The 12,296-nt window shown below is 64.7% G+C and carries 13 protein-coding genes; 9 read left to right on the top strand and 4 right to left on the bottom strand.

From position 1 onward, the window contains the following. Positions 1-842: alpha/beta hydrolase (locus tag WAO18_RS02455; protein WP_422203590.1), on the top strand; the 842-nt coding region annotated here is incomplete at its 5' end. A gap of 15 nt (positions 843-857) precedes the next feature. Here the strand turns inward: WAO18_RS02455 and WAO18_RS02450 are convergent. Beyond that, entirely contained in the window at positions 858-1,478 is a 621-nt protein-coding gene (locus tag WAO18_RS02450; RefSeq protein ID WP_422203594.1) for a hypothetical protein, read from the bottom strand. Positions 1,479-1,525: 47 nt separating this feature from the next. Further along, the gene (locus WAO18_RS02445) at positions 1,526-2,344 is read right to left on the bottom strand and encodes a hypothetical protein (RefSeq protein ID WP_422203588.1); all 819 of its coding nucleotides are present in this window, start codon (positions 2,342-2,344) and stop codon (positions 1,526-1,528) included. A 161-nt stretch (positions 2,345-2,505) separates the two neighbouring features. Here WAO18_RS02445 and WAO18_RS02440 point away from each other — a divergent pair, with 161 nt between their 5' ends. After that, positions 2,506-3,648, top strand: coding sequence for an acyl-CoA dehydrogenase family protein (locus WAO18_RS02440; protein ID WP_422203586.1), 1,143 nt, complete (start codon positions 2,506-2,508; stop codon positions 3,646-3,648). Next, on the top strand, positions 3,648-4,919 hold the full coding sequence (locus tag WAO18_RS02435) for an acyl-CoA dehydrogenase family protein (protein ID WP_422203584.1): 1,272 nt from the start codon (positions 3,648-3,650) through the stop codon (positions 4,917-4,919). Before WAO18_RS02440 ends, WAO18_RS02435 begins: the two co-directional genes overlap by 1 nt. Here the strand turns inward: WAO18_RS02435 and htpG are convergent. Next, a complete protein-coding gene (htpG, locus tag WAO18_RS02430) occupies positions 4,916-6,847 on the bottom strand; it encodes a molecular chaperone HtpG (RefSeq protein WP_422203582.1) in 1,932 nt (643 codons plus the stop codon). The genes WAO18_RS02435 and htpG overlap by 4 nt on opposite strands. A 36-nt stretch (positions 6,848-6,883) precedes the next feature. Continuing rightward, positions 6,884-8,104, bottom strand: a complete 1,221-nt coding sequence (locus tag WAO18_RS02425; protein WP_422203580.1) for a CaiB/BaiF CoA transferase family protein — start codon at positions 8,102-8,104, stop codon at positions 6,884-6,886. Between the two features lie 251 nt (positions 8,105-8,355). Between WAO18_RS02425 and WAO18_RS02420 the strand changes: the two genes are divergently transcribed. The 6 genes from WAO18_RS02420 to WAO18_RS02395 all read left to right on the top strand — a co-directional run. Continuing rightward, positions 8,356-9,219, top strand: a complete 864-nt coding sequence (locus WAO18_RS02420; RefSeq protein ID WP_422203578.1) for a mycofactocin-coupled SDR family oxidoreductase — start codon at positions 8,356-8,358, stop codon at positions 9,217-9,219. A gap of 46 nt (positions 9,220-9,265) precedes the next feature. Beyond that, entirely contained in the window at positions 9,266-9,586 is a 321-nt protein-coding gene (locus tag WAO18_RS02415; protein ID WP_422203576.1) for a hypothetical protein, read from the top strand. 50 nt (positions 9,587-9,636) lie between these two features. After that, entirely contained in the window at positions 9,637-10,575 is a 939-nt protein-coding gene (locus WAO18_RS02410; RefSeq protein ID WP_422203592.1) for a thiamine pyrophosphate-dependent dehydrogenase E1 component subunit alpha, read from the top strand. 3 nt (positions 10,576-10,578) lie between these two features. Next, positions 10,579-11,577 (top strand): alpha-ketoacid dehydrogenase subunit beta, encoded by a 999-nt coding sequence (locus tag WAO18_RS02405; protein WP_422203574.1) that lies wholly within the window; start codon positions 10,579-10,581, stop codon positions 11,575-11,577. Next, a complete protein-coding gene (locus tag WAO18_RS02400; RefSeq protein WP_422203572.1) occupies positions 11,570-11,806 on the top strand; it encodes a biotin/lipoyl-containing protein in 237 nt (78 codons plus the stop codon). Before WAO18_RS02405 ends, WAO18_RS02400 begins: the two co-directional genes overlap by 8 nt. 36 nt (positions 11,807-11,842) lie before the next feature. Continuing rightward, positions 11,843-12,296 (top strand): enoyl-CoA hydratase/isomerase family protein (locus WAO18_RS02395; RefSeq protein ID WP_422203570.1); only part of this gene is annotated, 454 nt, incomplete at its 3' end.

The following is a 12,296-nucleotide window of genomic DNA, read 5'->3' as shown; positions in this document are numbered from 1 at the left end:
GGGCGCGCGCCGGGCGGACCGCTGCCCGGCGCGCGGCGGCCGTCGATACCGGCGAGGTCGAGGTCGAAGACCGGGCGATCGCCGGCCCGGGCGGTCATCAGCTTGGCCTGCGGCTGTACCGCGGACCGGCCACGGGGGCCGCGCCGCTGGTCGTCTACGCCCATGGCGGTGGCTTCGTCACCGGGAACCTCGATACCGATCACGCGCACTGTGTAGAGCTGGCCCGCGACGCGGCCTGCCTGGTGGTCTCGGTCGACTACCGGCTGGCGCCCGAGCACCCGTGCCCGGCAGCGCTCGACGACGTGGAGGCGGCGTTTCGCTACGCCGTCGAGAGCAGCGCGGAACTCGACGCGGACCGCGACCGGGTCGTGGTGATGGGCCGCGACGCGGGCGCGGCTTTGGTCGCGGCGCTGGCCCAGCGCACGTTCGACCTGGAAGGCCCGACGATCCTTGCCCAGGTGTTGCACCAGCCCATGCTGGATTCCGACGCGACACCATCGCGACGGGAATTTCAGCTCAGTCCGGGGCTGAACGGCCCGGCGGTGAGCCGCGCGTGGGGCCACTACCTCGGACACGGTGCTGCGACGGCGCAACACGTTCCGGCCCATCGTGCGAATCTCGAAGGCTTGCCGCCGGCGTTCATCAGCTGCGCTGAGATCGACCCCTGCCGCGACGAGGCCATCGACTACGCCAACCGGCTGCTGCACGCTTACGTGCACACCGAGCTACACGTGGTGGCCGCAACGTTTCACGGGTTCGACTCGGCGGTACCGGACTGGGTGGTCTCGCAGGAGAGCACCGCGTTGCATGCCCAGACGTTGCGCCGGTCGTTCGCCGTCTAGCTCGGCCAATCAGATCTAAATCGGGTCGAACTTGCTGATCAGCCAGTCCCCGTGCAGTTTGGTCAACGACACCAGCACGGTGCTGGAGGCCATCGCCGGATCCGGCCGTTCCTTGCTGGTGGTCACCTGGTTGACAAAGACCAGCACCACCGCGGAATTCGGGTGTAGCTCTGTTGTTGCCGCGCCGACAACCTGAGCCGTGGTCGCTACCGCATTGGTGTGCGCGGCCGGAGTTATGACCTGCTTGGTGAACTGGTCGTAGTAGTTCAGGAAGTCGCCGGTCAGATGTGATCTGGCCGCGGCGAGGTCTTTATCCAGGGTGTCGGGCTTGTACGACAGCAACGCCACCGTGCCGTCCCGGGCGGCGTTGACCGCGCTCTTCGCGACGGCGGCGTCGGTCTGCGCGTCGGGCCGGTACTGGGTGAAGTACAGCCATCCGGCCAATCCGCCGGCCGCGAGTAGACCCAGCACCAAGGCGACCGGAACGAGCGAAACCGAAATCAGGCGTCGCCGGGCCGCAGACGAACTCGCGTCGCTTTCGTCCGACGTGTCCGTCTCGACGTCGTCCGAGCTTTCCTCCGACGTGTCTGCCTCGACGTCGTCCGAGCTTTCCTCGCCGTCGGCGGGCTTGTCGATCTCGACCCCGTCGGTGGGTTCGACGTCGGGCGTGGTCTCGTCGTCACTCACAGCACGAACTCCACTTTGGAAACCTTCAACTGATCACCGTCGTGCGCCACGGACACCCGGAACCGGAAGGTCCGCGGTTGGTCTTTGGCGCCGGCGATATTGGTGACCCGCTCGTTGCCCAGCACCAGGACGACGGCGGAATCCTTGTTCATCGACTCGACCGCGGTGGCCGCGACCGACCCTTCCGTCACCGCTTTGGAATCCTTCACCACCGACGCGAAATCCTCTGCGCGCTTTTGGAACTCGTCTCTAAAATCGCCGGTGGCACTGTCGAGCACCCGCTGGACGCCTTCCTTGGCCTTGTTGAAATCCAGTGAAGTGAGGTTGATGACGCCTTGTCTGGCGGTTGCGACATAGGCCGCCGCACGTTGCCGTTCCTGCACGACATTGTGGTGATGCCAGGCCATCCAGCCGCTGACTCCCAGCAGCGTGCAGATGGCGACGACCGCAGCGATCGTCAGCGTCAAGGCCACGTTCGGTGCCCGCAAGCGGCGACGGGCGGGCTCGGATTCGGCCGCGTCGGTCGGCTGGGCTGTCTCGGTCAACTGGGCTGTCTCGGTCGCATCGGTTGTTTCCGAGTCGACGTCGGCGGTCTCGGCTTCGTCGGACTCGACGACATCCGCGGTGGCTTTGTCGTCCTCGTCGTCAGCCTGCGCCTGCGCCTCGCGTCGCAGCTTGATGGCGCGGGCCCGTGCGCGTGCGGCTGCGGCAAGCGCCTCGGCCTCAGCGGCTTCGGCGTCGGCTTGCTCGGCCAACGCCAGTGCATCCGCCTTCGCTTTGGCGGGATCCTGTGATCCTTTGCCGGTCTCAGCCATGGTGGCCGCGGCCTCTCAACGTCATTATCGACTGAACTCCGGTATCTCTTACTGTATTGCTCATTGCTACCATCGGGTCACCAGCGACTACCGACTGGGACACACGCCGGGCCTTCATCCTCGGGCGGTGAAGGAAGGCCAGGAAGGTCTTAGCCAACATCATGACTGCCGTCGATTCCCCCGAAAAGATACTCTTCGCCTCCACCACCCAAGCATTTCTGCAAAAAGAGGTTCCGGTGACCCGGGTGCGGGAGCTGCACGCTCAGGGTGTCTCCTTCGAACCGGCATGGTGGCGGCGCGCCGCGGAGCTGGGGTGGACGGCGTTGCTGGTTCCCGAGGAACTCGGCGGCGGCAATGTTTCCGGTGACGGCGTAGCTGATCTGGCGATGGTCGCCGAACAACTCGGCAGGACAGTGGCTCCCGGGCCGTTGTATCCGGTCAGCACGGTGCTCGCCGGCCTGGTGGATTCCGCCGATCCGCAATCGCACGCGGCGACGATCGAGGCGTTGGTCGCCGGCGAGACCGTCGCGTCGTGGGCGGTGTACGAGCCCGGCCAGGGGTGGGCGCCGTACGAGCCGTCGGTCACCGCCACGCGCACCGAATCCGGCTACCGCATCGACGGTGTCAAAGACCGGGTGGAAGCCGGCGCGCAAAGCGGCCTGCTGCTCGTGGTGGCGCGGACCGACGAAGGCGTGAGTCAATTCCTGGTTCCAACCGATGCATCCGGTGTGCACGTCGAATCTCAGCAGTCGATCGATTTGGTCAAGCAGTATGCGCGTGTGCATTTCGACGGCGTCGAGGTCGACCAGAGTGCGGCCATCGGCGGCACTGCCGAACTCATCGACCGTCAAAGCCAGATCGCCCAAGTGCTGCAGTGCGCCGAGGTAGTCGGCATTCTGCAGACCGTTTTCGATTTCACGGTGGCCTGGGCGTTGGATCGGCACAGCTTCGGCCGGCCGCTGGCGTCCTACCAAGCGCTCAAGCACCGTTTCGCCGACATGAAAATGTGGCTGGAGGCGTGCCGGGCGACCACGAACGCGGCGGTGGGCGCCATCTCCACCCGTTCGGCCGATGCCGCGCTGACGGCCAGCATTGCCAAGTCCTATGTCGGGGAGATGGCGACCGAGGTCATCCAGGGCTGCGTGCAGATGCACGGCGGAATCGGCGTCACGTGGGAACACGACCTGCATGTCTACCTGCGGCGGGCTGCGCTGTACCGCTCCATGTTCGGAACGCCGGAAGAACACAACCTGCGGGTGTATCAGCTGCAGGAGGCGGGACAACAGGCGCCGAGGTCCGCCTGATGACCGAGACGTATCGTGCCGACGCAACGGCTTCTGGCGCAACCGAATCCATCGAGGAGTTTCGAGCCCGGGCGCGAGCGTGGCTGGCTGAGCACATGCCGCCGATCGATCCCGCACATCCGCCGGCGGCCCATCGCGACGAGGAAAGCTGCTGGCTGCGCGCACGCGAACTGCAAAAGCGGCTCTATGAAGGCGGATTCGCCGGGATCTGCTTTCCCCGCGAGTACGGCGGCCTGGGTCTGGACTACGAGTATCAGAAGGCGTTCAACGACGAAAGCCTCAGCTACGAGATGCCGCTGATCCTCAACACACCGACGTTCACCATCTGCTGCGCGACCCTGCTCGACACCGGCAGCGAGGAACAGAAGCGTCAGCACATCGGTGCCGCGCTGCGGGGTGACGAGATATTGGTCCAGCTGTTGTCCGAGCCCAGCGGCGGATCGGACCTCGCGGGTGTGCTCACCCGCGCCGAGCGCGACGGCGACCACTGGGTGCTCAACGGCGCAAAGACGTGGAGCACCAGCGCATTCGGCGCCGACTATGGCCTGTGTCTGGCCCGCACGAATTGGGATGTGCCCAAGCACAACGGCCTGACTATGTTCCTGGTGCCGATCAAGCATCCCGGAATCACGTTGCGGCGTATCACTCAGGTGAACGGATCCACGGAGTTCTGTGAGGAGTTTCTCGATGGCGTCGACGTCGGCGACGACGCCATCGTCGGCGAGGTCAACGACGGCTGGTCGGTGGCCTCGCGTCAGCTCTATCACGAGCGTCGCGCGGTAGGCGGGGGCTCGGAATTCGCCAGTGGCAGCGGCAGCGAGGGTGGCCGATCGACGCCGGTGAACTACATGCGGTTGGCCGAGAAGACCGGGCAGGCAGACAACGAACGAGTGCGGCAGATCGCCGGGCGGGCACTGGTGCACCGCGCGGTCAGCGACCAATTGGGCGCGCACGTCTTCCGCGCCGTCAACGAGGGAACTCTTCCGCCCGCCGCGGGTACTCTGCTGCGGCTATTCCACGCCGAGACAGTCACTTTGGAGATGGACGCCGGATTGGCCATCACCGGAACCGCCGGAGTCGTCGGCGCCGAAGGAGAGGGCCTGGAGACCGGCCTACGCTATCTGTCCCGGCAAACAGTCTGCATCGGCGGCGGCACCAGCGAGTTGGCCCGCAACGTGATCGGCGAGCGGGTGCTGAACTTCCCGCGGGAATACGCCGCCGACCGCGGTGTGCCGTTCAATAAGGTCAAGCACGGCAAAACCGACCGCTAAACCGTGCGCGTCAACCGGTTCGCCAGCAACTCGGCGAAGCGCGCGGGATCCTCCGGCGCGTTACCCTCGGCGAGAAGTGCTGCACCGTAGAGCAATTCGGCGGTCTCGCCATTCGTCGGATCGTCGCCACGGTCTTTATGGGCCTGCTGCAGACCGGTGATCAGCGGGTGCTTCGGATTGAGTTCCAGCGTCCGCTTACCGACCGGGACGTCTTGGCCGGTGGCCCGGTAGATGCGGGCCAGCGACGGGGTGATACCGAAGGCGTCGGTGATCAGGCAGGCCGGCGAGTCGGTCAGACGGGTGGACAGCCGCACTTCCTTGACGTGCTCACTGAGCGTCTCGGTCAGCCAGGTCAGCAGATCGGCGAAATCCGCTTCCTGCTCCTTACGTTCGGCCTCGTGTGCCGCCTTGTCTTCCTCGGAGTCGAGATCGACGTCGCCCATCGCCACCGACTGCAACGGTTTGCCGTCGAACTCGGTCACCGACCCCAACCAGATCTCGTCGACCGTGTCGGAGAGCAGAAGCACCTCGTAGCCTTTGGCTTTGAACGCTTCGAGGTGCGGCGTGTTCAGGATCTGCTGAGGCGATTCGCCGGTGGCGTAGAAGATCTGCCGCTGGCCTTCTTTCATCCGCCCGACATACTCGGCCAGCGTGGTCAGCTGCTCCTCGCTGTGCGTTGAGGCGAACGACGAAATCTCCAGCAGCGTCTCCTGGTTGTCGAAGTCGCGCATCAGTCCTTCTTTGAGGACCTTGCCGAACTCACCCCAGAATGTGCGGTAATCGTCCGGCCGCTCAGATTGCAGGTCTTTGATGGTCGACAGCACCTTCTTGGTCAACCGACGCCGGATCGCGTTGATCTGCCGGTCCTGCTGCAGGATCTCGCGGGAAACGTTCAGCGACAAGTCTTGTGCGTCGACGACACCCTTGACGAACCGCAGATATCGGGGCATCAACTGGTCGCAGTCGCCCATGATGAAGACACGTTTGACGTACAACTGCACACCGATGGCCGCGTCCGGTTCGTACAAGTCGAGCGGGGCCCGCGACGGGATGAAGAGCAGGGCCTGGTATTCGAAAGTGCCCTCGGCCTTCATCGAGATGACTTCGAGCGGCTCGTCCCAGGCGTGCGCGATGTGCTTGTAGAACTCCTTGTACTCCTCCTCGGACACCTCGTCTTTGGGCCGGGCCCACAGCGCCTTACCCGAGTTGAGGGTCTGGGTTTCAATGGTGACAGTCTCTTCGCCGCCGTCCTCTTCGGCAGGAGAGCGCTGCTCGACCTGCATTCGAATCGGCCAGGCGATGAAGTCGGAGTACTTCTTGACCAGCGTCCTGATCTTCCACTCCGAGGTGTAGTCGTGGACGGCGTCCTCGGCATCCGCCGGCTTGAGGTGCAGGGTGACCGACGTGCCCTGCGGAGCGCCCTCGATCGTGGCGATGGTGTAGGTCCCGTCGCCGCTCGACTCCCACTTGATTGCCTCGCTGTCGCCCGCTTTGTGGGTGAGCAGTTCGACCTTGTCGGCCACCATGAAGGTGGAGTAGAAGCCGATGCCGAACTGACCGATCAGCTCCTCGGAAACCTCGGGGTTCTTTGCTTCCTGCAATTGCTTACGCAGCTCGGCGGTGCCGGATTTGGCCAGGGTGCCGATCAGGTCGACAACCTCGGCGCGGGTCATCCCGATGCCGTTGTCGCGGATGGTCAGCGTGCGCGCGTCGCGGTCGACGTCGATCTCGATGTGCAGGTCGGACGTGTCAACGTCCAGGTCCTTGTTGCGGAACGCTTCGATCCGCAGCTTGTCCAGCGCATCGGAGGCGTTCGAGATCAGCTCGCGCAGAAACGAATCCTTGTCGGAGTAGACCGAGTGGACCATCAGATCCAGCAATTGCCGCGCCTCGGCCTGAAACTCCAACTGCTCGACGCCCGCAGTCATGACATGTCCCTCCACCCGACGGCTTTCGAGGGCAGGTTACAGGATTGCGCCGGTGTCCTTTGCCGTGGCGATGTCGTCCCAGCTGTAGCCGAGCTCGAGCAGGATCTCCTCGGTGTGCTGTCCGTGTTCGGGCGCACGCCCCGGGCCGGGCGGTGTCTCGTCGAACTGCACTGGTGCAGCCACCATCTCGTACTCGATGCCTTGATCGTCAACGTTGGTGATCAGGTAGCCGTTGGGTTTGCTCTGTGGGTCGTTAAGCGCCTCGAGCGGTGTGGCCAGCGGCGCCCACACCCCGGGTTCGTCGGCCAGCACCTGCCGCCAATGTTCCAGGTCGTGCTCGGCGAACTTGGTGGCGAGCAGGGCGGTCGCCTCGGCCGCGTTGGCGACCAGATTGGACGACGGCACGAATCGCTCGTCGGTGGCCAGTTCAGGCAAGCCGATGCGGTGACAGAAACCGGCCCAGAATTTGTCCGGTTGCAGGAACACCATCTGGATCCACCGGCCGTCCTTGGTCTTGTATCGGTTGACCAGCGGGTTCATAGCCAGCCCGGGAGGCGCTCCGGGGATGCCGTCGATACCGAAGAGGTCGGCGACGGAAATCGACGGTGCGATGCTCCACATCGCCTGGGCCAGCAGCGAGGAGTCGACGATGGTCGGCTCGCCGGTGCGCTGGCGGTGAAACAGTGCCGCGCACACGCCGCCGGCCAGCGTGATCCCGGCCTGCAGGTCGCCGAACGCCGGGCCTTGCACGGCGGGGTTTTCGGTGCCGAACGGCGTCAAGGTGTAGGAAACCCCGCCGCGGGCCAGATAGGTGGCGGCATCGAAACCGCCGCGATCGCGGTCGGGCCCGCGCACGCCCAAGCCGGTCCCGCGCGCGATGATGATGTTCGGGTTGAACCCACGGATGTCCTCGACTGTCAGGCGGGCCCGCTCCAGCGCCGCCGGAAGCCAGTTGGTGAGCAAGACGTCGGCCTCGGCGAGCAGCCGCCCGAAGAATTCCCGGCCGGCATCACTCTTGAGATCTAGTGCAATGCTTCGCTTTCCGCGATTGCTGAGCTCGAGGATGAAGTCGGTGTCGGCGCGTGCCGCCTGCCGGGTGAACCCGCCGACCACCAGCGCGCGGCCAGGATCACCGCCTACCACCCTTTCTACCTTGACGACGTCGGCTCCCCAGTCCGCCAACGCGACTCCGGCAGCCGGCACGTACGTCCACGACGCCAGCTCGACGACCCGGACGCCGGTGAGCACGCCTGTCATCTGTCCACCCTTTTCGGTGTCTTTTCTATTTTAGGTAGTATAGATACTATAGATTTTTGTCAGCCTGTCCTGCAATGACGCAGCGCGTGGAAGAGAAGCGATGGAGTCGAACGCTCGTCGAGTCCTAAACGACGGCCGGGTCAGCGCCCTTGCCGAGCCCACGGCGACCATGGCAGACGTCGGTACCCAATCCGAATGGCTTGAGCCCCAATGTAGGTCGGGTTTTTTGAGCGCATGAGAAGGGATGGGCTATGGGCAGGGTGACGGGCAAGGTCGCAGTAATCAGCGGAGCCGCGCGCGGTCAGGGGCGCTCGCACGCGCGGATGCTCGCCGCCGAGGGCGCCGACATCATCGCGGTCGACTTGTGCGAAGACATCGAGACCAACGAGTATCCGCTGGCCCGGCCGGAAGACCTCGACGAAACCGCTCGTCTCGTCGAGAAGGAGGGTCAGCGCGTCCACACCGAGATCGCCGATGTCCGCGACCGCGCGGCACTGTCGGCGGCAATCGATCGTGGCGTCGCAGAACTCGGTCGTCTCGACGTCGTGGTTGCCAACGCCGGCATCTGCCCGCTGACCGCGGGTCTGCCGGCGCAGGCATTCGCCGATGCGGTCGACGTGGACCTGGGCGGTGTGCTCAACCTGGTGCACGCCAGCCTCAAGCATCTGGACTCCGGCGCGTCGATCATCGTGATCGGGTCCAACGCCGCGTTCATGTCTTCGATGAACACCAGCGGCATCGATGGCGGCCCCGGTGGCGCCGGATACGCTTTCGCGAAAATCGCTGCCGCGCACTATGTCAACGACTTCGCACGGGCGCTGGCGCCGTTCTCCATCCGGATGAATGCGGTACACCCGACGAACGTCAACACCGACATGCTGCACAGCGCACCGATGTACCGGGCCTTCCGGCCCGACCTGCCGAACCCGACTCGCGAGGACGCCGAACCGGTTTTCCCGCTGGTGCAGGCCATGCCTATTCCCTACGTCGAACCCGAGGACATCAGCGAGGCGGTGCTGTTCCTTGCCTCCGATGCAGCCCGCTACATCACCGGCCAGCAGCTTCGCGTCGATGGCGGCGGATTCCTGAAGGTGAGGCCGTGGTCAGGCGGCTAACGTCCGGTCAATCACACTGCACCGCAAGCGAAATGGAGAGGCGAGGATGCCCAAAGGGATCATCTACCTGGAGACGATGCCGGTCTCGGCCGACCGCGAGGCCGAATACCACAAGTGGTACAACGACACGCATCTGGCGGAGATCTGCTCGGTGGACGGGATCGTCTCAGCGCGGCGTTTCGCGCCGACCGATGGCAAAGGTCCGTTCATAGCCATCTACGAACTCGACTGCGACGATCTCGATGGTGTGGTCGGTCGGCTGGGGGAGCTCGGCGCCAGCGGCAAGATGTCATCGCTCGAGCTGCTCAACATGGAGACACCGCCAATTCCCAAGGTCTACGCGGAGATTGGCTCCTACGCAAAGTGAGCTCGGCAGCCCAGGTCTCTCCAGAGGTGCACAAGCGCCTCTACGCGCTGATGGTGCTGATGAAGGCCGCTGACGACCGGCTCTCCAAGGGTATCGGCACCGGAGAGTTCATGTGCGTGTACTGGCCGTCGCGCGGCCAGGAAGCGATCGCCGCCGCGATGGGTGTCGCATTGCGGGCTGATGACCAGCTGGTGACCACCTACCGTGGGTTGCACGATCTGATCGGCAAAGGCGTTCCGCTGGAAGAGATTTACGGCGAGATGATGGGGCGGACAACGGGTGCCAGTCGAGGCAAGGGCGGCACCATGCACATCGCCAAGCCGGAGAACGGCGTGATGCTGTCGACCGGCATCGTCGGCGCCGGCCCCCCGGTGGCGGTGGGCCTGGCGATGTCCGCCAAACGTAAAGGCCTTGACCGCGTCACCGCGGTCAGCTTCGGCGACGGCGCGACCAACACCGGCTCGTTTCACGAGGCGGCCAACATGGCCGCACTGTGGGACCTGCCGATGGTCTTCGTGTGCCAGAACAATCTCTATGCCGAGATGACGCCCACTCGCGACACGATGAAGCTCGAGCACGTCGCCGAACGCGCGGCCGGCTACGGCATGCCGGGTGTGCGGGTGGACGGCAACGACCCGCTGGCGGTGAAATCGGTTCTCGACGAGGCGTTGCGACGGGCTCGCTCCGGCGCAGGCCCGACCTTTATCGAGTGTGTGACGTTCCGCTTCCGTGGCCACTACTTCGGTGACCGGATGCCGTACATCCCCAAGGAGCAGCTGGCCGCCGCGATGGAGGCCGACCCGGTGCCGAAGTTCCGCGCGCATCTCGCCGAGGCGGGCATCTGCAGCGAAACCGAGCTGGACGGCATCGACAACGACGCACTCGCGACGGTCGAGGCAGCGCTGAAAACCGTGATGAGCGCGGATTCCCCGGCGGTCGAGGAGCTCGACCGCGACGTGTACGCAACCCCGATCAAGTTCCCGGTGTAAGGCATGGACGACAAAGAGATGACGATGCGCGAGGCGCTGAACCTCGCGTTGGATCAGGCGCTGGCTGCCGACGACCGAGTGTTCCTGCTCGGTGAGGACATTGCCGATCCCGGGGCGTCGGGCCCCACGGCGGGGCTGTCGACGAAATATGGCCACGACCGCGTCCTGGACACGCCGATTTCGGAGGCCGCTATCGTTGGCGCGGCGATTGGCGCGGCCATCGACGGGATGCTGCCGGTGGCCGAGATCATGATCATGGATTTCATCGGGATCGCCGCCGACCAGCTGATCAACAACGCTGCCAAGCTGCGATTCATGACCGCTGGGCGCACCACGGCGCCGATCACCATCCGAACCCAGGTGTACGCGGGATTGGCCACCGGTGCAACGCATTCGCAGAGCCTCGAGGCATGGTTCATGCACATCCCCGGCATGAAGGTGATCGTGCCCTCCACGCCGCGCGACGGCAAAGGCCTGCTGGCCTCGGCGATTTTCGACGAGGACCCGTGCCTGTTCGTCGAAACCATTCGGCTGCAAGGCAAGAAGGGGCCGGTTCCCGTCGATCCGGGTTTTAGGATTCCGCTGGGTGAGGCCGACATCAAGCGGCCCGGCACCGATGTAACTCTGATCAGCTATGGCCGTGCCGTGCATGACGCGATGACAGCGGCGGAGACCCTGGCCGGCCACGGCGTCAGCGCAGAGGTCGTCGATCTTCGGACCCTGGTGCCACTCGACGTCGACACGATCGTGGATTCCGTGCGCCGAACCTGCCGAGCGGTAATTGTCCACGACGCCGTGCAATTCGGCGGCCCCGGCGCGGAGATCGCCGCGACCCTGCAGTCCGAGCTGTTCGGCGAGCTCGTCGCGCCGATCGAACGGGTCGCCGCCAGATTCATCCCCAACCCCGCCGCGGCCGCGCTGGAGGCAACTGTCTATCCGTCGCCGGAGCGTATCGTCGCCGCCGCTCAGCGGACCTTGGACAAGGCGGGATCCCGTGGCTGACTTCATCATTCGCATTCCACGGGTATCGGTGGCCGTCTCGGAGGCGGAACTCACCGACCTGCTCGTCGAAGCCGGCCAGCATGTCGACGAGGGCACACCGATCTATGTGATCGCCACCGAGAAAGTGGAGCAGGAAATCGAGGCCGGTGCGTCCGGCACCGTGCAATGGACGGGCCAGATCGGGACTACCTACGACATCGGCGCAGAAATCGGCGTCATCAGTTCATAGAGGCTTCATCAGTTCATCGAGGAAGGGTAAAAGCATATGGATCTCAACGAGACTCGCGAAAGAATCATCTACCAAAAGGATGGGCCGATCGCGAAGATCACCCTGAACTGGCCGGAGAAGGCGAACGCCCAGGACCAGAAGCTGGCCGAAGAAGTCGACGCGGCGTTGCTTGATGCCGACCGTGACTACGACATCAAGGTTTTGGTGCTGAAGGCCAATGGCAAGGGATTCTGCTCCGGGCACGCCATCGGCAACAACGCTGTCGATTATCCGTCGTTCGTGGAGAACGCCATGGTGACGGGCCACCCGTGGAAGGCGCAGTCGGATCTCTTCGTCAAGCCGACGCTGAACCTGTGGGAGTTCTCCAAGCCCACCATCGCTCAGGTGCACGGCTACTGCGTCGGCGGCGGCACGCACATGGGCCTGACCACAGACATCGTCATCGCCTCCGAGGACGCCTACTTCTCCTATCCGCCCCTGCAGGGATTCG

Source organism: Mycobacterium sp. (genome assembly GCF_049278535.1).
Lineage (GTDB): Bacteria > Actinomycetota > Actinomycetes > Mycobacteriales > Mycobacteriaceae > Mycobacterium.
This window is presented reverse-complemented; position numbering and strand designations above follow the sequence as displayed.